Annotated in this window: 18 protein-coding genes; 2 read left to right on the top strand and 16 right to left on the bottom strand. The window is 32.9% G+C overall.

Annotated elements, in window-relative coordinates; genetic code table 11:
- Window positions 1–20 precede the first annotated feature (20 nt).
- The 12 genes from JMUB898_RS00545 to JMUB898_RS00490 form a co-directional block, all read right to left on the bottom strand.
- Window positions 21–944 carry an ABC transporter ATP-binding protein gene (locus JMUB898_RS00545; protein ID WP_002444893.1) on the bottom strand — a complete coding sequence of 308 codons (924 nt, stop codon included), beginning with the start codon at window positions 942–944 and terminating at the stop codon, window positions 21–23.
- On the bottom strand, window positions 944–1,636 hold the full coding sequence (locus JMUB898_RS00540) for an ABC-2 transporter permease (RefSeq protein ID WP_002444896.1): 693 nt from the start codon (window positions 1,634–1,636) through the stop codon (window positions 944–946). The genes JMUB898_RS00545 and JMUB898_RS00540 overlap by 1 nt, the downstream gene beginning before the upstream one ends.
- A gap of 208 nt (window positions 1,637–1,844) precedes the next feature.
- Window positions 1,845–2,474 carry an ATP-binding cassette domain-containing protein gene (locus tag JMUB898_RS00535; protein ID WP_037541768.1) on the bottom strand — a complete coding sequence of 210 codons (630 nt, stop codon included), beginning with the start codon at window positions 2,472–2,474 and terminating at the stop codon, window positions 1,845–1,847.
- On the bottom strand, window positions 2,467–3,234 hold the full coding sequence (locus tag JMUB898_RS00530) for an ATP-binding cassette domain-containing protein (RefSeq protein ID WP_050755037.1): 768 nt from the start codon (window positions 3,232–3,234) through the stop codon (window positions 2,467–2,469). The genes JMUB898_RS00535 and JMUB898_RS00530 overlap by 8 nt, the downstream gene beginning before the upstream one ends.
- On the bottom strand, window positions 3,201–3,971 hold the full coding sequence (locus JMUB898_RS00525) for an ABC transporter permease (RefSeq protein WP_002444903.1): 771 nt from the start codon (window positions 3,969–3,971) through the stop codon (window positions 3,201–3,203). The genes JMUB898_RS00530 and JMUB898_RS00525 overlap by 34 nt, the downstream gene beginning before the upstream one ends.
- Window position 3,972: 1 nt before the next feature.
- Complete coding sequence (locus tag JMUB898_RS00520; protein ID WP_037541826.1) at window positions 3,973–4,923, bottom strand: ABC transporter permease; 951 nt, start codon at window positions 4,921–4,923, stop codon at window positions 3,973–3,975.
- A gap of 2 nt (window positions 4,924–4,925) precedes the next feature.
- The gene (locus JMUB898_RS00515) at window positions 4,926–6,479 is read right to left on the bottom strand and encodes an ABC transporter substrate-binding protein (RefSeq protein WP_002444908.1); all 1,554 of its coding nucleotides are present in this window, start codon (window positions 6,477–6,479) and stop codon (window positions 4,926–4,928) included.
- Window positions 6,476–7,168 carry a class I SAM-dependent methyltransferase gene (locus tag JMUB898_RS00510; RefSeq protein ID WP_002444910.1) on the bottom strand — a complete coding sequence of 231 codons (693 nt, stop codon included), beginning with the start codon at window positions 7,166–7,168 and terminating at the stop codon, window positions 6,476–6,478. The genes JMUB898_RS00515 and JMUB898_RS00510 overlap by 4 nt, the downstream gene beginning before the upstream one ends.
- A 160-nt stretch (window positions 7,169–7,328) precedes the next feature.
- A complete protein-coding gene (gene kdpC / locus JMUB898_RS00505; protein ID WP_037541827.1) occupies window positions 7,329–7,889 on the bottom strand; it encodes a potassium-transporting ATPase subunit KdpC in 561 nt (186 codons plus the stop codon).
- An 18-nt stretch (window positions 7,890–7,907) separates the two neighbouring features.
- Entirely contained in the window at window positions 7,908–9,929 is a 2,022-nt protein-coding gene (locus JMUB898_RS00500; RefSeq protein ID WP_002444914.1) for a K(+)-transporting ATPase subunit B, read from the bottom strand.
- Window positions 9,930–9,947: 18 nt separating this feature from the next.
- The gene (kdpA, locus tag JMUB898_RS00495) at window positions 9,948–11,624 is read right to left on the bottom strand and encodes a potassium-transporting ATPase subunit KdpA (protein ID WP_002444916.1); all 1,677 of its coding nucleotides are present in this window, start codon (window positions 11,622–11,624) and stop codon (window positions 9,948–9,950) included.
- 20 nt (window positions 11,625–11,644) lie between these two features.
- Window positions 11,645–11,725 carry a potassium-transporting ATPase subunit F gene (locus tag JMUB898_RS00490; RefSeq protein WP_037541769.1) on the bottom strand — a complete coding sequence of 27 codons (81 nt, stop codon included), beginning with the start codon at window positions 11,723–11,725 and terminating at the stop codon, window positions 11,645–11,647.
- Between the two features lie 165 nt (window positions 11,726–11,890).
- Between JMUB898_RS00490 and JMUB898_RS00485 the strand changes: the two genes are divergently transcribed.
- A complete protein-coding gene (locus tag JMUB898_RS00485; RefSeq protein ID WP_126501871.1) occupies window positions 11,891–14,536 on the top strand; it encodes a sensor histidine kinase in 2,646 nt (881 codons plus the stop codon).
- A gap of 4 nt (window positions 14,537–14,540) precedes the next feature.
- Window positions 14,541–15,239: a response regulator transcription factor gene (locus JMUB898_RS00480; RefSeq protein ID WP_002444920.1), complete on the top strand. Its 699-nt coding sequence runs from the start codon at window positions 14,541–14,543 to the stop codon at window positions 15,237–15,239.
- Window positions 15,240–15,354: 115 nt separating this feature from the next.
- On the opposite strand, the gene JMUB898_RS00475 is transcribed toward JMUB898_RS00480, so the two are convergent.
- Genes JMUB898_RS00475 through JMUB898_RS00460 form a run of 4 tightly spaced genes read right to left on the bottom strand, consistent with a single transcriptional unit; the run spans window position 15,355 to window position 26,253 of the window.
- Window positions 15,355–16,380, bottom strand: coding sequence for a methyltransferase (locus tag JMUB898_RS00475; protein WP_002444922.1), 1,026 nt, complete (start codon window positions 16,378–16,380; stop codon window positions 15,355–15,357).
- Window positions 16,370–17,146: a thioesterase II family protein gene (locus JMUB898_RS00470; RefSeq protein ID WP_037541770.1), complete on the bottom strand. Its 777-nt coding sequence runs from the start codon at window positions 17,144–17,146 to the stop codon at window positions 16,370–16,372. The genes JMUB898_RS00475 and JMUB898_RS00470 overlap by 11 nt, the downstream gene beginning before the upstream one ends.
- Before the next feature lies 1 nt (window position 17,147).
- Complete coding sequence (locus JMUB898_RS00465) at window positions 17,148–24,650, bottom strand: non-ribosomal peptide synthetase (RefSeq protein ID WP_126501870.1); 7,503 nt, start codon at window positions 24,648–24,650, stop codon at window positions 17,148–17,150.
- Between the two features lie 4 nt (window positions 24,651–24,654).
- Complete coding sequence (locus JMUB898_RS00460) at window positions 24,655–26,253, bottom strand: AMP-binding protein (RefSeq protein ID WP_037541771.1); 1,599 nt, start codon at window positions 26,251–26,253, stop codon at window positions 24,655–24,657.
- Window positions 26,254–26,271: the final 18 nt, after the last annotated feature.

The following is a 26,271-nucleotide window of genomic DNA, read 5'->3' as shown; positions in this document are numbered from 1 at the left end:
ATTAATAATATCTACTTCGATTAGTTTTGATCTTTCTTTTCATGCTTGCTACTTCTTAAGAATATATCTTCTAATGACAATTCTTCTAAATCAACTTTGAAGATATCTATATCCAAAGTAACATATAATTTCACTATTGATGGGATCGTGTTTTTCTCTTTAATTTTAAGGTTGGTAAAACCGCTATTGATGTCTATATCTTTAATCTCTTGATTTAAATGATTCAATCTTTCTTTTAATAAATTCATTTGATCTTCATTTAAAGCCATATGCTCAATTTTTAAAGACAGACTTTCTTCATAAGTTTCTCTTAGTTGTGCTAAATTCCCCTGTACTTCAATATTACCTTGGCTCATAATAGCCATTTCATCACATAACTTTTGAATTTCATCTAAATTATGTGAAGTTAAGAAAATAGTTGTCCCAGACTGAGCAATATTCTTAATCAATTGATGTATTGATAAAATTGAATTCGCATCGACGCCTGATGTAGGCTCATCTAGGAAAAGTAATTTAGGTTTATTAACTACAGCTTGTATAATCCCTAGTTTCTTTTTCATCCCAAAAGAGTACTTTTTAACCTTTAAATTCAAACCATTTTCTAAGCCAATTGATTTGAAAAGATCTTCTATTTCGCTTTGAGAAACATCATACTTTAATATATTACAAAAGTATTTTATATGTTCTTTTCCAGTCATATGATTGTAAAAAGAAGAATAGTCTGGTAATACGCCAATCTCGCGTTTACTATCAACATTTAAAGTGAATGTGCCGTCAGAGGGCTGGCATAATCCTGTTAACATATTTATAAAAGTTGATTTACCGGCGCCATTATGACCTAAAAAACCAAATATCGTTCCTTCACTAACATTTAAATTGATATGATTCACAACTTCTCTATCTTCATAAATTTTTGTTAAATTATTGGTTTGAATTGCATTCATTATAAATCCCTCTTTCTAAATACATATACACTTATTATCAGAAAGACTACTGGAAAGATAACTACAATAAAAGGCATCGCAGGGTTATCTTTAAGGTAATAAAAGTAAGGCGTGATATAGCTGAATAATTTCAACCAAATTTTATCAGAATTCATACTCCATAAACCTAATATAGTCATGATCAACGAAAGTGCTATACCTAAAAAGTTAGTTAATATCGTATTATCAATGAGAACTGACAACAGTGTCGCCAACGCTAAGAAATAACTCACAAACACGAGACATTGTAATAACTCTAATAAATAAAATTCATGAGAGTAAAAAATTAATAAGAGCGTTGTAATAAATAGACAAGTTAACCAAAATAGTAAAGCGCCAATAAACTTACCTAATAAGATATGGCTTCTATTTATTTTAGTAGCGATAAATCGGATCGTTCTACTTTTGACTTCCTCATTTATAATGTTATGAGAAAGTGTAAAAACAAATAAAGGACTTGTGAGCAACACAGTTAGCAATAATGCTAATTGGAATGGTGTTTTCTCTAATCCTGTCACACTATTAATTTGACTTCCAAACAGACTTAATAATTTTGCTATGCCTAAACTGATAGCAATCATAATCAAAATGATTAAGATAGACTTTATACTTTTAAATAGAGCAACAAACTCTTTTCTTGCTATAGAAAGCATACATTTTCCTCCAAAAACTAAAAGTTTTTAAAAATCAATTACTTTTCAATTGTATTTATATATTATCATTATTGATTAAAAGTTCAAAAAAAGAACAGGACAGATATCCTATCCTTAATGAAGGATTTCATCTTCCTGTTCTAAAATTTTGTTTACCTTTCAAAGCCAGCACACTAATCTACATCCAACCTATTTGAATACTCATGAATCATGTTTTATCTAGTTCTAACATGTCGCCTTTAAAGGTATTTAACACATAGGAATCATGTGAGATGATGATTAACTTTGTATTGTTGAGTGACTTTAACATGTCTAATATCATCTCTTCACTTATCACATCTAAATTAGTTGTTGCTTCATCTAGAATCAATACTTGAGGTTCAACGATAAGTGCTTTAGCTATCCAAACTCTTTGAAATTGTCCCCCGCTTAATGTTTCAATACGTTGCTTTAAAATCTCTTTAGGTAACATGCACTTTTCAATAACTGTAGCGATTCGATCTTGATAACTTGCTTTATCAAATTTGTAATTGATTAATGGCTCTTTTAATGTGTATTCTACGGTCTTTCGCCCATTTAACGTATCACGTTGATATTGAGGGACATACTGTATGTCTTTCATCCATGCTTTATCTGTAAAATCCTCTTTAGCTGTTCCATTAAAAGACATGTATCCAGAATAATCTGAGTCTAACCCAGCAATTATTTTTGCCAATGTAGATTTACCGCTTCCGCATTTTCCACAAATTAATAAATACTGCCCTGTCATATTAAAAGAAATACATTCTAAAATTACTTTATGATTAATATATTTGGATAATTGGTTAACTTTAAGCATCATTTCGTCTCCGTTGCGCAATAGAAATTAATTTTTTAGTATAATCATGCTTCGGATTTTCTAAAATTGTGGTAGCTTTTCCAGATTCAATGATTTCACCGTGTTGCATTATACTGATATGCGTGGCATACGTGCGAACTAAGTTTAAATCATGTGTCACAAAAATGATGGTCATATTGTAGCGATTAACAGCATCAATTAAATAACGCATAAATTTATCGCTGTTCTCCTTATCTAATGCACTCGTTGGTTCGTCCACCACTAAGCACTCGGGTTGTCTTATTAATGACATGATGAAGGCAACTCTTTGCGCCATACCCCCACTTAATTCAAACGGATAATAGTTCAGTAATTCCTCGCCATTGTCGAACCCAAGCATTTGTAGCATCTGTACGACTTCAGCGTTGCGTTGTTGTTGTGATAAATTAGATTGTGTTGCTTCATATAAATATTGAAAATGCTTCTCCAATGTCATGTTTTGAAACAAATTACTATGTACATCTTGAAACATGGCATCTGTTTTATCTAAATTAATTTCGACATGTCCTTCGTATGTTAAAGACGCCTTTTCCATACCAAGAATGGTACGTGTTAATAAAGATTTACCGCTCCCACTTTCTCCAATAATACAGTGAAAATCACCACGGCCTACATCTAAAGCTACTGATTTAATCAAAGGTTGTTCGCGATGATAAATATTTAATTCTTTAACTTTTAATATATGAATTATTTCATTATCTTTTTGTTGATGATTTGGAATAATAAGGCATAACCTCCTAAAAGTAAGCCAGGAAAGAAAAAGAGCCACGGGGCACCATTGAAATAGCTTTTGCCATCAAACAAAATTGTACCTAATTCAGGTGTAGGTGGTTGAATGCCGAGACCTAAAAAGGCAAGTCCTGAAATACTTAACATAATTTTTCCAAAATCGGCAGTGACTAAAGCCAATATATTACTGACTAAATGCGGAATTGTATGTGTCATCGTTGTTTTAAATATGGAATTTCCACTTAATACTGCATAAGTAATAAACGGTCTTTTCTGAATATCACGAGTTAAATTTCTAAAATAACGTAAATATCGGCCGACCCAGCCTAAGGTCAGCGCAAAGATCAGTCCCATCATTGAATTACTCATTAAACTGAGTATAACTAAGGCGATGATGAAAGAAGGAATGGCTAGTAACATATCAGCAATAAACATACATCCTTTATCTATCCATTTCCTTTCAATACCAGCTACAAGTCCTAATGTTAAACCGATTAAAATACTTAGAACCATAACGATAGCTGTTAAACCTAGCGTCACGCCACTACCAATAAGCAATCTTGTAAGAAGGTCTCTCCCAAGTTGATCTGTACCTAATACGTGTTTAAGATTAGGCGCCTGTAATGCATGAGTGCTATCTGTCCCTTCTGTATTCACAATTATGCATAAACTTACCATGACACATCCTATTAAAGTCATTGCTAAATATCTTTTTAAGTGCTGTGTCATACTACGCGCCTCTTCCTATCTTTCTATGGTCATTTTGCCGTTTTTGAAGTCTGGGTTCATTGTGAAAAATAATTAGGTCCCCGATATAATTCGTCATCATTATGGTAACGATGACGATAACAACTATGCCTTGAATGACGGGATAATCACGCTGGTTTATCGCAGTTATTAATAATTTACCTATTCCAGACATACTGAAAATGACTTCTAAAATCACTGCTTTACCAAATAAATGTAAAACACTATTAATTGAAATGGTCATCAATGGTGCAAATATGTCTTTAATTTGTATGAACATACGTGCTTTTAACTTAAATCTTCTTAATAGTGCAAGTTGATATGCATCCTTATCCAACGTTTCTTCGATAAGATGTGACGTCATTAGAAGAATATGACATCCGTCTATCATGACAATCGTAATAATTGGAAGTAGAAAATGTCGCCATGAATCACTTCCTACAAAAGGTACAAGGTGCCATTGAACACCTAAATAATAAATTAAAAGTATCGCAATCCAATATTCAGGCATGGATGTCATCACCTGAGCAAAGCCTCGTACTACACGTGACAACCGACTAAGTGGATGTATACCAATGTAATATCCAATCAAAAATCCAAATGGCAGAAGAATACTTGCAGAAACCATAATTAACGTTAGCGTTGGTGCTAAAGACTCCAATATCATAGAAGTCACTGGTTCATGTGTACTAAAACTGTAGCCTAAATTACCGGTAAGTGCATGGCCCAGCCAATCGAGGTATCTCAACAACATATGATGACCGAGTCCAAGATGACGTTGAGCTAATTCAATATTTTCTTCAGTAATAGATGTGTAACCATGTCGTTGTAAATAGAGAATTGCTGGATTGCCAGAGGTCTTTTCAACTAAGACAAAGATAATGAAAGAACTTACTACCAAATAAAGTAGTAATCTAAATGTGCGTTTAAGCATCATTATTCATTAACTTTCAACGTCTTATAGTCTATAGGTGCGTCTGTTAGACCTGAAAATTTAAATGATTTCACTTTATCACTCACCACAAATGTCTCGTTTGGATAAGCAATGGGAACACCATAATATTGTTGATTAAAGTGTTTGAATATATCATTAAAGGCACGTTGTTGCGCAGCTTTAGATGTTTGAGTTGGAAAATTATCTAGTTGTTTCGTTAACGTTGAGTCATTAGCCAGAACACCTGGTTTCCCGCCGGCATTCTTAAAGACTGAATTCATGAAATTATATGGCATTAAAGCATCTGAGTATGTTCTATAAAAGATAAGGTCATAATCTTTCTTAGTCCATAATGTATCGTAATAGGTTTGAGCATCTAACGTTTTAATATTCAATTGAATTCCAGCTTGTTTCAAATGACGCTGTACTTTCTCTGCTTGGTCTTTCCAATTTGGAAATTCTGCTGTTTGAATAGCTAAGTTCAACTTGAGTGTTTTTCCATCCTTCTCAAAATAACCATCTTTATTCTTCTTATAACCTTTACTCTGAAGTAACTTCTTAGCTTCTTGTACATTGTATACGTGGTCTTCTTGATTATCTTTATTCACGTATTGCACGCTATTCTGGAAAATGCCTTTCATTTGCTTATCAGACAAATGCTTAGTGTCAATACTTTTACTGATTGCTTCACGAATCGCACGTTTCTTTAATACCGGGTTATTAGGATTGAAAGCCATGAAATGACTCACAGTACTTGAAGCCTCTTCTACTTTTAAATTCTTATTCTTCTTATCTTGTTGAATCTGTTGTTCTGAGAGCATACCTAATGCACCACCGGATATGTCTACTGAGCCACTTTGAATCGCTGAATTCCTTGAGTCCCCGTCTTCAATAGTTTGAAATGCTAATTTATAATGGACAGGATGATTTTGATCGAAATGTTGATTAGGCTTTAATGTCGTTTTTTCCTTGCCACTATGATCGACGACAAACGCTCCTGTGCCAATCGCTTTTTTAAACTTGCCAGTGACTTTATTCCCTTCAACAGAATGTGGACTCATAATACGTAAAGGTCGCACTTGTGTTAATTCATTGAGAACTTGATTAGATGGAGATTTTAATTTGATTTGAACAACGTTGTCATTTTTTACTACTACTTTGTCTAATTTTTGTAAAGTTTCAACAGTCGTATTCTTGTTCATCGCCTTTGCGCGATCAATTGAGAATTTCACTGCTTTGGCATTGAGTGGCGACCCGTCAGAGAATTTAATATTTTTCTTCAAATGGAATTCATACACTTTACCGGAATGATCAACAGACCACTTCTCGGCTAATCCTGCTTTAACTCCTTTATGCTTATCATATTTGACTAATGGTTCGTAAACTGCACTATACACTGGCATGGCAGCATCATAACCTTGTGCGTCTAATTGATCTGCCTTTGCTTCTGTAGGTAATGAGACCGTCACTTGTTTCCCGTCTTTTGATGAATGCCCACAACCTGCTAATAACAATGTTGCACTTGCAGTTAATGTCATTAATAGTCTCTTTTTCATTCATTAATGCCTTCTTTCAAAGTCGCTTTGATTAAAAATGATTCCTCATAAAGCGTGCGTAAATAATCATTAGGTGTTAAGAAAAAGTCGCTGTAATGCGTTAAATCAATCACATCAGGCACAGCTTCTTTCATTACAGCAACTTCAAATCCCGCTTCAATAAAACTATCAACAATGTACTTGAGCGAATGATTTTGAGAAGGCGTGGCACCATATTGATTAATCGTGTCATCCATATATTGGCGACTTGGATTGTTCGTTAAATCTGCAAACGTTGCATAATATACCCCATTGGGTTTCAGTACTGCTTTTAAATCTCTAGCATGTTGAGGAACATCTTCTATTAAATAAAGTACGGATGTACTGATAGCAGTATCATAGGTTTTACCAGTTTCTTGTGGCCGATCAGTTAAAAAATATGTAATTGGTCTATTGCCTTTATACGCTTCAGCCTTTTCAAGTGAAAGACGTGCTAAATCGATACCAACGCCCTCTTTAAAAGGTGTTGCATCGTATAATTTCCGCAAAAATCCTCCTTGATTACACCCAAAATCTAAAATCGTTTTATTCTTAATATCAGTTATATCTAACATTTGTATCGTTCTTTCCCATGCTTCTTGGTGGTCACGAGCCATATCATCATCAGTTTCTTGCTCTTTTTGCCACCAAACTTCATAACTCTTAGTCATTTCATTCTCCTTAATGTTTATAAATCGTAATTATTACGTTTTAACATCATACTACAGTATTTAAGATTACACAATAAGAATTTGAGCGTAGAACTAGAAATTGAGATACAACAAAAATCCCCTCGCTATTCATTGAGCAAGGGGATTCCTAAAAATATATCTATTTTACTTTATCTAATTCAATATTCATTTTTAACACATTCACGTAGTCTTCGGTCATGGGTGAGGTTTGCTTGTTGTGTTGGATGATTCGCTCAATTGTGACTTGATTGATACCTCGTGCTTTAGCAATTCTTTTCACTTGAGCTTTAGCGTTAGTCACAGTGATATCTGGATCTAATCCCGAACCTGAAGCACTAACGGCATCGTTAGTAAGATAATTCCCCTCTTTGTGAATCGTCTCTTCAACGCGTTGTTTAAGTTGAGGATTAGAATTGGCAAGGTTTGAGCCTCCTGATGCAGGTCCTCCGTTATCTTTAACTTGTTGTGCATCCATATTATAATTCACTGCACTTATACGACCATGAAAATATTTAGGACTATGCCATTGTTGACCAATCAATTCTGAACCGATTACTTTACCGTCTTGTTTGATTAAACTCCCATTCGCTTGGTGGGGAAATGTGATTTGGCCTATCGCTGTCACTGTGAGTGGAAATAACAATCCACATAACACAAACATGACAATCATAAGGCCAGCACTTTTTCGTATCGTTTGTATCATTTTTCTCCTCCTCCTCTAAACGACGTATCGAATCACTAAATCAATCAATTTGATACCGATAAATGGAACAATCATGCCACCTAGTCCATAGACGATCATATTTTTCATTAATATCGTTTGTGTTGAAGCGCCTTTAAATTGTACACCTTTCATCGCAATTGGAATCAACAACACAATAATCAAGGCATTGAATATTAATGCTGAGAGCACTGCAGATTCGGGTGAATAAAGGTGCATAATGTTTAGATGATTCATTGCTGGCATAGCAGACATGAACATGGCTGGTAATATCGCAAAGTATTTCGCAATATCGTTGGCAATACTAAATGTGGTTAAAGATCCTCGTGTCATCAATAATTGTTTGCCTATTAAGACAACCTCCATTAATTTCGTAGGATTAGAATCTAAATCGATTAAATTGGCAGCCTCTTTGGCGCTCGTAGTACCTGAGTTCATAGCTAATCCTACATTGGCTTCAGCTAAAGCAGGAGCGTCATTCGTACCATCACCTGTCATTGCAACAATGTGCCCTTTTGCTTGTTCTTCTCTAATGACCTTAATTTTATCTTCAGGTTTACATTCGGCTATAAATCGATCTACCCCCGCTTCTTTAGCTATTGTTGCAGCGGTAAGTGCGTTATCGCCTGTGCACATAACGGTTTCGATGCCCATCTCACGTAATTCTTGAAATCGTTCAACGAGTCCGTCTTTAATCACATCTTTTAAATAAATCACACCTAAGATTTCATTATCTTCAATCACGACAAGCGGTGTGCCACCTTTTTTAGACACCTCGGTGACCTGGACGTCTAAATCTTCAGGTATGTGTCCGCCCGCTTCTTTCACACGTTTAACCATACTGTTAGGCGCCCCTTTATAGACTTCACGGTTGGCAAACTTCACGCCACTCATACGTGTTTCAGCAGTAAATGGATAATATTCACCTGTTTCATGCGGTAAATCAATATTCTGTCCTTTAGCGAGTTCGACAATACTGCTACCCTCGGGCGTGTCATCTTCTACAGAACTTTCATATGCGGCTTTAACTAATCTTTCATATGTTGAAGATGCAACAGGTATAAATGCGTTTGCCATACGATTTCCATACGTAATTGTTCCAGTTTTATCTAAAATTAATACATTCACATCGCCACATGTTTCTACTGAACGACCACTTTTAGCTAAAATATTAAACTGAGTCACACGATCCATCCCAGCGATACCAATAGCTGAAAGCAAACCACCAATGGTTGTAGGTATCAAACACACGGTTAAAGCAATCAACATCACGATGGATAAATCAAAGTGTAGAAACTTGGCTAACGGATACATGGTTAAAATCACGACTAAAAAGATAATAGTTAATGTCATTAGAAGTGTGAAAAGCGCAATTTCATTTGGTGTTTTCTTTCTTGTCGCGCCTTCAACGAGATGAATCATTTTATCAAGAAATGATTGTCCTGGTTCAGATGTAATTTCTATTTCTAGCCAGTCAGATGCGATAGATGTACCACCAATGACATTATTGAAATCTCCACCACTCTCTTTAATCACAGGTGCCGATTCACCTGTAATTGCGGACTCATCTACTGTTGCTAATCCTTTAATGACTTGACCATCATTTGGAATTTGTTCACCTGTTTCAACACGGACGATGTCGCCTTTTTTCAATTTACTGGCATCGATGATTTCATAACTACCGTCATCTTTAATCAGCCGTGCTGTCATTTCTGTTTGTGTTTGACGTAAAGCATTGGCTTGAGCTTTCCCGCGACCTTCTGCCAACGCTTCTGAGAAATTTGCAAAGATTAAAGTTAATAATAGTATGATAAAGATACTTAACACATACGTGCGTGATACATTTTCTTGAATAAATAAATTGGGAAAGAATGTTAAAACCAATGAAAGTAGCATACCTACTTCTACAACAAACATAATCGGGTTTTTAACCATATATTTAGGATTTAATTTTAGAATACTTTCTTTTAATGCTTGTTTAACCAAGCTGGATTCAAATATTTTTGTGGTTTCCATCATTTTCAAATACTCCTTTCATCAAGAATGCATCAATAGCTGTTCTCCTATAGGTCCAAGCATTAAATCTGGTAAGAAGGTTAAGCCACTGAGCAAAATGATGAAGATGATTAATACAGTGCTAAAGAATACATTATTAATAGGTACATCTTGGGTGTGATGTTGATACGTTTTCTTGTTGACCAGACTTGAGACAATCAATAATTGTAAAACGATTGGCACATACCGTGCGATTAACATGACGACACCAGTTGAAATATTCCAGAATACCGTATTATCTTTTAACCCTTCAAAGCCTGAACCATTGTTAGCAGATGAAGAAGTAAATTCATATAACACTTGCGATATACCGTGGAATTGTGGATTCGTTATCGCCTCTTTAGCACCAGGAACGATAAATGCCAATGCTGAAAATATTAAAATCAATAATGGATGTACTAAAAATGTCAAAGCAATCCATTTCATCTCTTTAGCTTCAATCTTCATCCCTAAATAACTTGGGGTCTTACCAATCATTAAACTGCATATAAAGACGGTTAACATGACATAAATCAACATGTTCATCAGGCCTACGCCTTCACCGCCGAAGACTGCGTTTAACATCATTAATATCATTGGCACCATGCCACCTAACGGCGTTAGACTGTCGTGCATATTATTGACCGTTCCTGTTGTGAAAGCTGTCGTAATTGTTGTAAATAGTGCCGACTGACCAATGCCAAAGCGTGTTTCTTTACCTTCCATATTGCCACCGTCGATACCTAAATGATGTAATACGGGATTACCTGCAAATTCAAAGTGTAGGCAAACGAGTAAAAACGCAATAAATAATGTGAACATGGCTATAAATATCATCAGTGCATGCGGATGAATTTGTTTTTTCGTTTTCAGCATTCTACCGAACAAGAATACTAATGAACCCGGAATAAGCATCATACTTAAAGCCTCTGCGAAATTAGACCAGTATGTTGGATTCTCAAAAGGTGTAGATGAGTTCGCACCTAGGAAACCTCCACCATTGGTTCCAAGATGTTTAATTGCTTCAAGTGACGCAATCGGTCCGTAAGCAATAGTTTGTTTAACGCCTGACATCGTTTCTACAACTAAGTTACCTTTCAATGTTTGTGGTGTGCCTTGGCTAATTAGAAATAAACTAATAATAAACGCAAATGGAATTAAGACACGCACAATAAAGCGCGTCATGTCTTGATAGAAATTTCCAATGACGTCTGTCACGCCAGTTAATCTTCTCAACATTGCGATACATACTGCGTAACCTGAAGCAGCTGAGGTGAACATTAAACATGTAATCACGCCCATTTGTGTGAAATAGGTTAAACCTGTTTCTCCCGCATAATGTTGTAAATTGGTATTCGTTAGAAATGACGCTACCGTATTAAACGCTAGCGACACCGACTGATTTAAGTTGTGGTTCGGGTTCAACCATAGCCATTGCTGTGTGAGTAGTAAGATGAAGGCAAATACGCCCGTTAAACCGTTAAACCATAAAAAGTGTTTCAAATATGTTTTACCTGACATATGCTCTAATTGTGTACCGATCAATTTGTAAATTAACTTTTCAATAGGATGAAATAAGATATCTATCTTCGTCGGAACAGTGAGCGCTACTGTATATAAATATCGACTCACAAAATATGCAAGAACGATAAATGTAATTAAGAATAGAACAATACTCATGATGCTTCCCTCTTTCGCTATTAGAATTTTTCACTCCAAAGTAATGCATAAAATAGGAATAGAATTAATCCGATGACCACGAAGGCTAATAATGTAATCATTGTGCTCCTCCTCACTTTCATGGTCATCTTAGCAAGAGCGATATAATCAAAGTATTAACATTTGAACAAAGTTATTAAGAAAATATAAAGATGAGGTATAAAATTAAAATAAAAATGGATAATTATAATAATCTTAATTAAGATGTAGTTAAGAGGTGTTGGCAGATGGAAAGTTCATATAAAAAAAGAGGCAAACTCACCATTTATTTAGGCTATAGCCCCGGGGTCGGTAAGACATATGAAATGTTGTCGAACGGCATTGATCTTTATAAAGAAGGGGCAGATATTAAGATTGGGTATATTGAACCCCATCAACGTCCCGAGACAGATGCACTTGCGAAACAATTGCCAGAAATTGAGCCATCTAGTCGAAGATTTGGCAGTCATCAATTTCACTATATAGATGTTGAGCAGATTGTAGAAGTACATCCTGATGTCGTCCTTATTGATGAATTGGCACATACCAACATTTCTAAGAAACGTCATTTGAAGCGTTATATGGATATTGAAGAAATTTTATCTCATGGCATTGATGTTTGGACAACGCTTAATATTCAACATATTGAAAGTTTAAGTGGCCAAATTGCTTTAATGACAGGTATTCAAGTCACAGAGCGTGTACCAGATCAATTTATTATGTCTGCAGATGCGTACGAAGTCGTGGATATTTCACCGAATATGTTGATTCAACGGTTGAAAGCCGGAAAAGTTTATAAAAAGGAACGTTTAGATACTGCTTTTTCCAACTTTTTCACATATGAGAATCTGACTGAGTTACGTGAACTTACGCTAAGAACTGTGGCGGATATCATGAGTCAAAAAGAGCAACAGTATAAAACGAAACATACGGATATCACGCCTCATATTGCAGTAGCAGTGAGTGGTAGCATTTATAATGAACGTGTGATTCGTGAAGCAAGACGTTCAGCTTATAAAGAACATGCGAAATTTACAGCGGTGTATATCGACACATTTGAAACACGTTCTGAGAGTAGACTTCAAGACCACTATGTCCATAAAAATCTCATGCTCGCAAAATCACTAGGTGCTGAAATCAAAGTACTGTATGCACAGGATATCGCGAAAACCTTAATCCATTGGTGTGACAAGGCTTTTGTTACCAAGTTAGTACTCGGGCAGTCAGAACGGCCACGATGGAAAGAGTATTTTAAGAAGTCGCTTATCGAACAAATCAATCATACCCCGCACCATTTCAAATTAGAGATTGTTCCGATCCATAAAATCTATTCAGACAAACAAGACCGTAAGCAAAAGATGGATAAACGACCTTATCAACTTACGTTATCTGTAGATATTGTCAAAATGTTAATTATTCAATCTTTATGTGTACTCCTTGGAATCTGGATTTATAAAATGGATAAGAACGAATCGAGTGCGATTATCTTACTCATATTCTTTATCGGCATTATTGTGCTATCTATTTGGACGCAATCGTATCTCATCGGATTCTTTGCGTCGATTCTGAATGTCTTTGTCTTTAACTATTTCTTTACTGTGCCAAGGTTTACGCTTGAAATGTATCGTTTCGAATATCCAATTACGTTTGTGACAAGTATTTTTGCCAGCATTTTCACGAGTGCCATATTGAAAAATTTAAAATATCAACATTCATTAACGGAACGGCAGTTATATCGTACGGATATTATGTTGCAATTCAACCAGTCGATTAAGGAATCTTATTCTATCATGAGGTTACTGACAATTGCCGGTGAACAGATTCATCAACTGTTAAATCAAGATGTTACCGTCTTCCTCGTGGAGTCTAAGAAGGTGATTAAATCCTCTTCATTTGGCAATAGAACCATCTCGAATAACCATGGGACTGATGATGCTGAGACATTAAGTTGGGTCATTGAGAATGAAAGCCGTGCGGGAAGACTTACCGATACCTTCCCCGGTAGTAAATATCTATGTATTCCAATTGGTACCAAGCCGGTTAAGGGCATCATTTCAATTCAGTTTACGGATGAAGATTTCATCGATACGTACGACAGTTCTATCTTAGATTCAATGTTGAATGATATTACGCTCGCTGTGGAAAATGTAGACCTACTGAAACAAACAAGACAATCAATGCTATTAGCGGAAAGGGAGGCCACACGTTCTAACTTCTTACATTCTATTTCGCATGATATTAGAACACCTTTAACATCTATTATCGGAAATTTAGATGTATTGAAATATCATGGAGAAGGCTTAGATAAAAAAGAACACGCACATTTGTTAACCGCTTCTTACGAGGAAGCCCAATATCTGTATACACTCGTCACTAACATCTTATCTTTAACTAAGTTAGAGCGCTCAGATATTCAAATCAAACGTACTTCCTATTTGATAGAAGAATTATTAGAAGAATTTAAGGAAGGACTTGTGCGTAGACATCAAAACCAAAAAGTAAATATTGAAGATGACGGTACTTTGGCGTTGGTCCATATCGACAGTAAATTGATTCTACAAGTATTATTTAACTTGGTCGATAATGCTTTAAAGCATGCTGAATCACGTTCAGACATTACGCTACGTGTACATGAACAACGTTCGAAAGTACGATTTGAAATGGTTGATTGTGGAAAGGGTGTTCCCGAAGAAGAACGACGTTTAATCTTTAATCCTTATTATTCAGGAGATTATTTTAAAGATAATAAAAAAGACAGTTTAGGGTTAGGATTATACTTAGTACAATTAATATTGAAACAACATCACAGTCAATTGGAATACCGACCGAATCATCCGCAGGGTAGTATATTTTATTTTTATTTAGATATAGAGAAAATAGAAATGGAAGGGTGAGGTTATGAAATCTACACTTTTAGTCGTTGAAGATGATGAAGCGATTTTACATTTAATCGATGTTGCATTAACAATGAATTATTATAAAGTCATTAAAGCTAAAAATGGCAGAGAAGCGGAATTCCGCATCAGAACAGAGCATCCAGATATTATTTTACTTGATCTCGGCTTACCTGACATCGATGGATTATCCTTAATTCAGCAGCTTAGAGAATGCGTTGATACGCCTATTATTGTCATTAGTGCACGCACAGAAGAAGAAACCATTGTGAAAGCATTAGATTGTGGTGCAAATGATTATATGACTAAGCCCTTTAATATTGATGAATTACAAGCACGTATTAGAGTTGCGCTACGCGTCTCGAGAAAGATTGATACAGAGCAGAATAACTTTGAAAATGGTCCGTTGACGATTGATTTCAACGGCAAGTCTGTTTATATCATGGGACAGTCTATTCATTTGACCCCTAATGAATTTCAATTGTTGGAAATCTTAAGTCGTCACGTTGGGAAAGTGTTAACATATCAGATTTTATTAAAATCATTGTTCGGATACGTCAATAAGTGCGAAATGGCTTCATTACGTGTGCACATGGCGTCGTTACGTAAGAAATTAAATTATAGTGAAAACATTGATGGTATGGATAAGAAACTGATCATCACCCATCCGAGAATCGGATATCAAATGCAACATTTAGGGTGATATTAAAAACCGGACTTAAAAGAATAATTCTTATAAGTCCGGTATTTTTAATGTATTGAAAGCAAAATCTGTCAATGAATTAATTTTACTTTATCGATAAGCTTTTACTATCACTTTATATTTCACCTTCAGTCACATTCAGAGTAACATCAATCAAATACTCGTTATTTTGAATATGATAAAGTTCAACAATCTGAAGATTCAATTGACTTAGAAGCTCTTCAAATTCGTTATAATTTCTTTCCTTCCCTCCACATAATGCCCATATGTTCAAAGCGTTCATGTATTCATCATAATTATCTTCAATGGAACCATTTGGTAAGATTGTTTCTATTATCCAAATATGGCTTGAAATAGACATATTAGAAATGACATTATTTAAAATTTTTATTGCTTGCTTATCATTCCAATCATGCAAAACCTTTGCCAATATAAATATATCTCCTCTTACCTTATAGGGCTCAAAGAAATTTTGAACTTTGAAGTTTATCCTGTCATAGAAACTTTTGCTTTTCCTCAAATTTAAATTATTATTTACACTATTCAAATCTAGAATTAAACTTTTAGAACTTACGAAATAGCTTAGTAATTTATTTGAGAATTCACCCGTACCACCGCCAATATCGACGAAGTTATAAGGAAATTCATAATCAAATTTTTCTAACCAATTTTGTATATTATAAGAATTAGTGTAATTCCCCATCATTGTTCTAAATAACATTTGTAAGTGATGTTCTTCTTCTATCTTTTCAAAAAACTTACTATCATTTTTCAATTCAAATGGAGGTATATCTTTTTGTAATCCTTCACTTAATTCTAACCATGTGGGCATCGAAATTTGTCCAGAGAACATAATATAAGAATAAAGCGTGTTCTTTTTATCATTACCAATTAGCTCCTCACCTAAAGGTGTCAACATTAAAATTTCTTTCTTTTCAACTATAAAATGCTTGGCAATAAGTGGTATTAGAATCAAATTAATCCTATTCTTACTAATATTTAATTGCTTTGCTAATGTACTTCTAGTATGCCGTTTAAGGTTTATTTCATCAAATAGATGAAGTTTACATGCATTATATAATAAAGCTGACAAAGAAAAGCCCTGTATCATTTTCATAATAGTTATTTGATTAGTGTTCACCCTTCGTACCTCCTTCCGCACTATATAATTTAGTTTCTAATGACAAATAGTACGATGAAGAAGTTTTAAAAGGGAAAAAATGATTACCTTCAAATACTTCGTATTCAAAATTTCCTTTTGTAACATCATTCCAGCACTTAATATCTGCTATTGTTATATCTCTATCTTGATTACCAATATGTGCTAATATACTCGCATTTATGTGTTCATCATGATAAACATGTTGCTCATTTAATTTATAATCACTTTTAATTATAGGTAAATATATTTTTTGTAACTCTCTAGATTGCCAAAATAGTTCTGGAGTGCCTCCGTATTCTTCCAATTCTTTTATTAACTCTTCATCTCCCATAGTTGTATTGTAAGATTCTTTTTTATCTACATTAACACTTTGCCGAGCTGCCACAATCAATTTTGCAATCTCAATACCATATTCATTTTCAAGTTGGTACGTAACGTAAAATGCTAATAAAGCTCCAAAGCTATGACCATAGATGAAAATTTTATCTTGATAGTCTACTAAATCAACAATATTTCTTGCGACATCATCTACAACTTCCCACAAATCTGTAGGTAATTCTTCTTTCATACGAGTATTTTTACCTGGAAGCTCAATTGGAATAACTGTTATATTCTTCATTTGTTTCATCCATGGTAAGAAACGTGACGCTGATCCTCCAGCATGACTAAAACAAAATATCTTGTATTTACTAGAAAGGTGCTTTTTTTCTAAATATGGAAACATCGGACTAAAAATATTGTCCATATTAAATTTCACCTTCCTCTACCTCAGCTTGTATATTATCTTTGATATAATTAGATAGCTCATATAACTTAGGATGATTAAACAATTCTTTCAATGTTAAGTTTATAGATAATTCTTCTTTTATTAATTGAATCAATTGGAGTGCCTTTAATGAATCTCCTCCTAATTTAAAGAAGTCATCACCTAATTTAATATCTTTAATTTTAAGTAGTCTTACCATCATATTTTTAAGTTTTTTATCTAAATCATTAAACTCTCTCTTAACTTCTATATTATTTGTTGCTTTAACGTCTTTAAGTAATCTTTTGCAATCAACTTTTCCATTTATTGTAAGAGGAAACTTAATAATTTTATGATATATTTTTGGAATCATGTATGATGGTAATTTTTTTCTTAATTCATTCTCTATATACTCTCTTTCAACTGGTTCTTTTAAAATATAGAAAGCAATTAGCTGATTATCCAAGAGTACCAATGCGTCTTTAATCTCAGTAATTTGTTTTAAACTTTGTTCTATTTCACCTAATTCTATTCTGTATCCATTTAATTTAACTTGGTTATCTTCTCGTCCCATAAAGATAATTTGTCCATCATGTCTTACCATAGCAGTATCTCCCGTTTTATAAAGACGTTCATTTAACTTAGAATGGAAAAAGAATGAGTGTTTTGTTTTAGTAGCATCGTTCCAATAACATTCCGCTAAACCTTCGCCAGCAATATATAAATCACCTATAACTCCTATTGGACATTCATTTAATTGCGAATTTAATATATACATACGTTGATTAGCAAGGGGGTGCCCATATGGAACAGAACTATCCGATTCTTTTAATAATGCTAAATCAAAACTATTTGACCAAATAGAAGCCTCTGTAGCCCCTCCTAATCCATAAAATATTAATTGAGGGTTAAGTACTTCTTTGGCTACTTTATATAAATTTTTATGAATCCAGTCTCCACTTAAAAGAACTTTTTTTATACTTAAAGTACGTTGATCAAGTTTTTCTATATAATCCAAAAAGAGCTTAAATAAGGCTGGTACTGAATTCCAAATTGTAACTTTATGAGTTTCTACAATCTGAGTTATTTTTTCAGGATTCAACCGATCTTTTTCACTTAAAACGACCACACTACCCCCAACTTGAAACATACTAAAAATGTCATATATAGCTAAATCAAACGTCATTTGTGATATCATGATAGTCTTATCTTTAGATTTAGCCTTTATTTTTTCATTAACAGCTAAAATCGTGTTCATTACTGACGAGTGCTGTATCGCTACACCTTTAGGTGTTCCAGTAGTTCCTGAAGTATATATAATATAAGCAATATCATCAGGTTTAATAGTATTTGTAGTAATATGCTCTAATTTATTATGATTAAAACGAATAACAGGTACGTCTGCATACGTGTCATCTTGAAAATCTTCATTAGCGATGATACATTTGATTTTCGCTTGTTTGGTGATCTTTTGATTACGTGTTAAAGGATGTTCTTTGCTTAGGGGTACAAATATTGCTCCTATTTTTAACGTAGCAATAATTGCAACAATTTGTGCATAAGTCTGATCTGAAATTATTGCTACTACGTCTCTTTTTACAATCCCCGAATCTTTTAACTTCTGAGCTACTCCATTAGCATATAAGTCAATCTCTTTATAAGTGAGTTTTCTATGTTGATCAATCACTGCAATTTGATTTGGTTTCCTCTTAACCTGGTAATCAAACCCTTCTAGCAATGTGTGACCTAAAAATTCTAATCTATGCTTCTTGCATTTCTTAATACCATGAGAGGACGGAGTTAATTTGATTATGTTAGATTGTTCTGATTCCCAAATTTCTCTGTTTTCACTTAGTTGTTCTAATGTTTGATAATATGATTCAAACATATCATCAATCATTCCTGGTTCGAATAAACCTTTGATGCTATCCAATGAAATATTTAACCCTTGTTCATCTTCAAATACTTGTAAATCCATCCAAACTTGTGGCGTCTGAGACAATCCATACTTTATTCGTCCTATAGATTCATGGTTTTTATTGTTATTTACACCTAGACCACTTGTAAAAACTACAGGCATTGATACTTGCGAGTTATTTTTTTTACTCATTAAACGTTGCACTGTCACACCACTAACACTAGTATGCGATATCACTTCTCTTAATTCAGTTTGAACATTTATAGTCCTCTCAATAAATGATTTCCCCTGTGTCACATCTACAGGCAGTAAGGTTAAAGTTGTAAAATCTCCAATTAAATTGTCTACATCTTTACAAAAAGGTAATCGTTCAAAACGAGTTAAATTTATCGTGAATTTTTGTGATTTACTCCATCTTGCTAAAGTTTCTGCGTAAACTGACATTAATATACTAGCTGGAGTTACACCATAATATTTAGCATTATCTTTAATTTTTGACCAAGAAAGCTTATTTAATAATTTATAATTTCTATTAAAACGATGCGTTTTTATTTTATGATTTATATTTAAGTCAGGTTTTTCATGTATGCATGGCAGTTTTTCTTTCCAATAAGCCAAATCCTTTTTATAAATATCTGTTTTTTTATATTCTTCTTGAGATAATACATAAGATCTAAAAGTCGACTCATTAAATTGTACTGTATCATTAGGATTAGTATAAAAATGTTGCCATTCACGGAATAATTGAAACATACTATATCCATCAAAAAATAGATTATCAAAACTAATACATATCCTACCTTGTTTTTTAGGTAAGTCTAGATATTTAATATCAAACGAGGGCCATTGATATGGATTGAAATTTTGATGTTCTAATTGTTCTCTAACTTTAAATATTTCATCTTCAATATTCAATTTATGCGTAAAGTCAAAATATTCTATATGATACGGTTCTACATGTTCTAATACTATTTGAGATAAATTATCTTTTCGTATCACTGTTCTTAAACTTAGGTGTTTTTTTATTAATTTATTCCAAGCTAATTCTAATCTTTTCTTATCCAATCTATCTGTCTCTAATTCAAAATAACAATGACTTGTGACATCACTATATTCAAAGGCATTGTTTCTACCTAAAATATAGGCTTGTTGAACTTCTGTTAAAGGGAAAGGCTCGTATAAATTTTGATCAATTATATTAATAATTTCTGTTTTATGACGATTTAAACTCTTTCTCTCTATGATTTCTGCCATTTGCTTTAAATTATGATAATTAAATATTTCTTCAAGATTTAAAGTGATATTAAATTCACTTTGGATTTCATTTCGCAGTTGTGTCGCTAATAATGAATCTCCACCTAATTGAAAAAAGTCATCTTTTAATATTGGAGATTTATTCAATAACTTTTCCCAAATTTTTGAAAGTCTTATTTCAAACATGTTTTTTTGACGTTCTTCTTGAATTAAAGCATCTTTGCTAGTTTCATTATCAATATGAGACATTAAATTAGAGCGATTTATCTTACCGTTAAAAGTAATTGGTAAGTTATCCAGTTGGAAAATATTTGTTGGAATCATATAATAAGGTAATTTTGATTCAAGCTCATGTTTTAAATTTTCATCATTTAAACTATACGCTTCCTCATTTTGTAGTATATAAATATAACCTCCACCTATTCCATTTTGGTCAGTAACAACACCTCTTAAGTATAATGGACTGTTTTCAAATTTTTCTATCCATTCTTTATTATCTAACAAAAGATCTAATGATTTATTAATTCTAAAATCATTTAATAAAATAGTTGTTAAATATTGTATATTAAGTGTCTTTGTTAGTTCTGAAACAATTATAATGCCCCCAGGTTTTAACGAATTTTTAAGACACTTTAATATATAATCTAAATTTTCTACTCTATGTAATTCGTTGTTTAAAATAATTACATCAAATTTTTTATCTCTCGCTACTTTTTTCAAATCTAACGTATCTACTTGGCAGACAATTTTCTCTTTTATTTGGTTCTCAAGTTTGTTCAAATAAAATAAACTAGAATCAACATAAGTCCAATTATTTTGTGTATCATTAATCATTTGCATCATGGTCTGTAGCCCTTGATTGCCATAGACTAATATCGATTTTTTATTATTTTCTCGAGATACTAATTGGTTAAAAACTGCAACAACTGTTTCATTTATCCACTTTCCAGTTTCAAGTAAATTTAATAGCGTATACATTTGAGGCAACTTTTCATCAATTAGTAAGTCTGTTGCTTCTTTATCACCATAAACAATACTTAATGCATTTTCTTTAAATGGCAAAATCACATCATTGATTTTATTTAATAAACCTTTATTAGTTTTTAAAATTTTTTTATCATCAAAACTAATAGTACGGTATATGTCTATCCATTTATTGACCAATGCATTATATTGGGGCAATACCTTGGATTTTTCTATGTCATTGAGTAAGCTTTTTAAATATTTTTTTAATAACATATCCATCACTTGTGTGACAGCTTTATAACTATTAACATCAAAAGGGATATTATTGATAAAGTTTTGTATTTGATAGGGTTTAAAAGAAGCTACTCTATCAACTATTGAATTTTGTAATAATTCGCCCATTTCCAATGTTATAAAACTACTTAATTGGTGCTTCTCATTTATTTTGCTGGATACAGTTATAGACTGATCAATACCTCTAATACTTCTTAAAGTAGAGTCAATTTCTTCTGGCTCTATTCTATGTCCTCTTAATGATATTTGATAGTCCATCCTACCTAAAAATTCAATAGTATCATCCCGCCAAAATCTTCCTTTATCACCTGTTTTATACCATCTTAATCCATCTTTCATTACAAACCGTTGATTCGTTAAATTGGGCATATCATAGTAGCCCTTAGCTACACTAATTCCACCAATCCATAACTCTCCAACTTCGTAATCATTCACATCTTTACCTTTATTATTTACAATTCTATATAACTGATTTGGTAAAGGCTTTCCATATGGAATAGTCATCCAACTGTCAGGAACTCTATCAACTATTTCAACATAGTTTGACCAAATAGATGCTTCAGTCGCTCCGCCCATAGCTATCATTTTGCTATTTTGAAAAACTTTTTTCATACGTTTAGGCAAACCTACATCAATCCAATCCCCAGACAATAATACATACTTCATATCAATATCAATTACTTTATAATACTCCATATTTTCCAATAACATTTGAAAAAGTGTAGGTACAGAATTCCAAATTGTAATAGGATATTTTTGTATTATTTCCAACCATTTATTACCATCTCTCCAATAATCTTCATTTACATAGCACATGGTTGCTCCTTGTATCAGTGGGCTGAAAATGTCAAACACTGATAAATCAAAATCAAATTGTGAAACATTCATAACAATATCTTTGCAACTTAGATTGCATTTATCTTGAACCGAATATAAGGTATTCAATACTTGTTCATGTGTAATTTCCACTCCTTTAGGCTCGCCTGTACTTCCTGAAGTGAAAATGATGTAAGCCGTATCAGAGGACTTAGGAGGCATAACAGAAAAATTTTTATATGAAGAATTTATATTTTTAATATTAATTATGGTTTTCTCATCAAAATCTTTTCTATTGTACTTTGTGGAATAGCAAATGACATGCGTAATATGCTCATGACTCAGTATTCTCTCTATTCGTTGTATAGGTTGATGTTGTCCAATCGGTACATAACTACTTCCATTAAGCATAATAGCTAATATCGAAGCAACGAAGTCCACTCCTTTAGGAAGATCAACTGCCACACTTTTTCCTGGTTGTAACCCTTGTTTTTGTAAAGCTGCTGCTATTTGTAAAACTCGTTCTTTTAGCATTTTATAAGTTGTCTTTTCATCAGTCACACCATTTATAAGAGCGTAATTTTGAGGATGGTTTTTAACTGTGTCCATAAATAACTCTATCAGCGTTGAATCACTTCGTTGATTAATAATAAATTCTTTAATCTTATTTTGTCGTCTTTCCATTCCTAGTGTGTAATGATTATCACTTTTAATAAATTCGTTGTTCAAACAATAATTAATCTCCTGTTCAAAATATAAGAACATATCGTCTAATAATCCTTGAGGAAACAACTCATCAATACTATCCCAAACAATATACAAACCTTCTGATTTATTAAATAATTGAAAATCTAGACATGCTTGTGGTGTTTGAGAAATCATATATGAAATATCGCCAAATGTTTTAATAAAAGTATCGTTGAGTAAGTCTTCTCCTAAATTACTTGAAAAAACAATTGGAGACAGAAACTGCTTTCCACGCTGCTTTTGTAAATCTCTAATAACTTTAATTCCTGAATAATCTATATATTTCATTCTACGATGAAACTGTTTTTGAATCCTTTTCGCATCTTCGGTTAAAGTAGTAGAATATCTCATATCAATATCTAATAATAAAATATTAGTAAAATCTGCTACATTATTTTTTATATCAATATTTGGGTCTCTATCAAACACCGGAATATTTAATATAAATGACTTATTTTGGCTCCACTTAGCAATTGTTCGCGCATAGAGAGTAAGCATGATCATAGATAGAGTAACATCAGCTTTTTTAGATAGTTCTTTTAATTTTTCTAACTGATTTTGATTTAACGACATTGATCGACGCTTAAATGTAGGTGAACTAACACAATTAAACTCTTTTAAATATGGCAGTTTTGGTGGTTCTGGAATTTCATCAATTTCTTTTTCCCAATATTGCTTTGCTTCTTTTTCTATTTGCTCTTTTTGCTTAGTTTGATACGCCAAATATTCTGAAAAATGCCAATACTCTTTATGTAACTGATCACTGTTTATATCAAGATATGCACATGCTAAATCATTTAAAATTATTTTAAAACTATGAACATCGCAAACTAATAAGTCAATGTCAAAAATCAACTTAGCTTTATAATTATCTATTATTACATATTGTAGACATACGACTTCACCTTTATCTATTTGCATCATACGATGTGAAAATTTGGTTCTTAAATTATTTATTAGTTTTTGAATATCTAATTGGTTTCTATAATCATGAACTAGAACATTTTTATAATATGGTTCATCCAAAATTTGCTGTAAACCCTCTTCAGTAAATCTTGCTTTAAGCATAGGATGTAGTTCAAATAACCTTTTCCATGCCTTATCTAATTTATCTAAATCAAGTAATCCTGTATCAATTTCTAAGTAGCCGTGACACCCTATGCCACCTAATGGTTCATTTCTATTTCTACCAATCCAATATGCGTATTGAACATCAGTTAATTCAAAAGGTTTCGAAGAATCGATATTAGGTTTATCTATTTCTTTTTTAGTCTTTCTTTGACTTTCAAATATAATCTCACTCCAACAATCAATAGTGGGATTGCTCATCATATCGGAAAAAGAAATATCATATCCCGCTTTCATCCATCTTGAATGTATTTTCATTACTTGCAAAGATTCTAAACCTAATTTTATCAGCGAAGCATCTTCTTCAATTTTAGCTTGATTGTTAAAAAATGTGTTTATCTCATTCTTTAACTCAGCTTTTATCGTTTCTTTTGTCAACATCTAATCAGTCCTTATTAAATATTTCAGATAATTTTTTCTTATCTATTTTCCCAATATTTGAATATGGCAGTTTATCAACAAAATAGATTTCATCAGGCACTTTAAATCGTGCAACTCCCTTATCCTCAAAGAAATCTCTTAAATCTTGAATTGTAAATAAGTGATCTGTTTTCTCAATACAAGCACACGTTTTTTGACCTAATTCTTCATCATCAACACCTAAAACAGCACAATTTTTAATATATTTATATTCCCTTAAAATTGCTTCAACTTCCTTTGGTAATATATTCTCACCTAAACGATTAATTTGATCATCGACTCGCCCCGCTATAACCAAATTTCCAGTTAAATCAATGTAACCTAAATCACCAGTTAAAAAATATCCATCTTTAGTAAAAACTTTGCTATTTAAGTTCTCATTAGCAAAGTAACCCTTAAAAGTATAAGGGCCTTTTTCAGCGATTTCCCCTATTTCTAATGGATTTAGCAATTTTCTATTACTATCAATAATTTTTATTTCATCATGTTCAGAAATAGGTTTTCCTTGTGTACCTAATCGTATCTCAGGGGGATCATTTAACTGTGTAAAACAGGTAATTCCTTCTCCAAGTCCATAACCTTGTTGTATTGTTACACCAAATTGATTTTCAATTTTAGATAACTTTTCAATATCAATTTGAGCAGCTCCAATTAAAACATGCTTAAGTGATGTTAAATCACCTGGGAACCAATCATAGTTTTCGGCCCACATCTCGATTACTGCTGGAACTACTGAAGTAGTATTAACCCTTTCCTTATTAATCCAATGAAATGCTTCATCAAAGCTGGTTGTTTCAGCAAAAATAACTGTTCCTCCAGAAAACAACGTACCTAACACTCCTGGGTTTGCTAATGGATAGTCGTGTGCTATAGATAGAACTGCTAAATAAATAGTACCTTCATTAAAGTGACAACGTTCAATTGCCTTTTTAATATTGTAGACATATGCTTCGTTTATTTTTGGTATAATTTTAGGCATTGACGTGGTGCCACCTGTTAGAATGTATGCGCCTATACTTCCTCCAAAAGATTTTGGTGCATTCAAATCATAATTTTCAAACTTATAATCATTTAAATTTAAATAACTTACTTCTGTAGATTTAAAATCTTTATCTGCAACAATACAATCTATAAAATCTAAAGAATCTAAATTTTCCTCTACCATTTCACAAAAGTTAAAACCTAAGTAATTTGTAGTACCAACGTAAACCTTAGGCTTCAATATTTGTGCTATCGTTGTTATTTCTGAATGGCGATGTGTAGGTAACATTAAAACAGGTTCTAACTCTAATAAATTACAAGCAAACAATACTGCTATAAATTCAATACTATTAGGAAGTTGTATCATAACGCGGTCTTTTTTAGATAAAGGAATATTTTGAAATACTTTAGCAAAAGTTTTAACCTTTTCGAATAACTCTTTGTAAGTCAATTTTTGTTTTTTATCAATAACTGCCGTTTTATTCGGTCTAATTTCAACTTGCTTATAAAGATTTTCTATTAATGTTTCATTCTTTAAAATATTGGTTGACTTATAATCATCGAAATGTGCTCTTAAATTCATATACTCATCTCCCATTTT

It is taken from the genome of Staphylococcus caprae (genome assembly GCF_003966625.1).
GTDB lineage: Bacteria > Bacillota > Bacilli > Staphylococcales > Staphylococcaceae > Staphylococcus > Staphylococcus caprae.
Note: the sequence above shows the minus strand (reverse complement) of the source record. Positions and strands in the feature narration are given on the sequence as shown.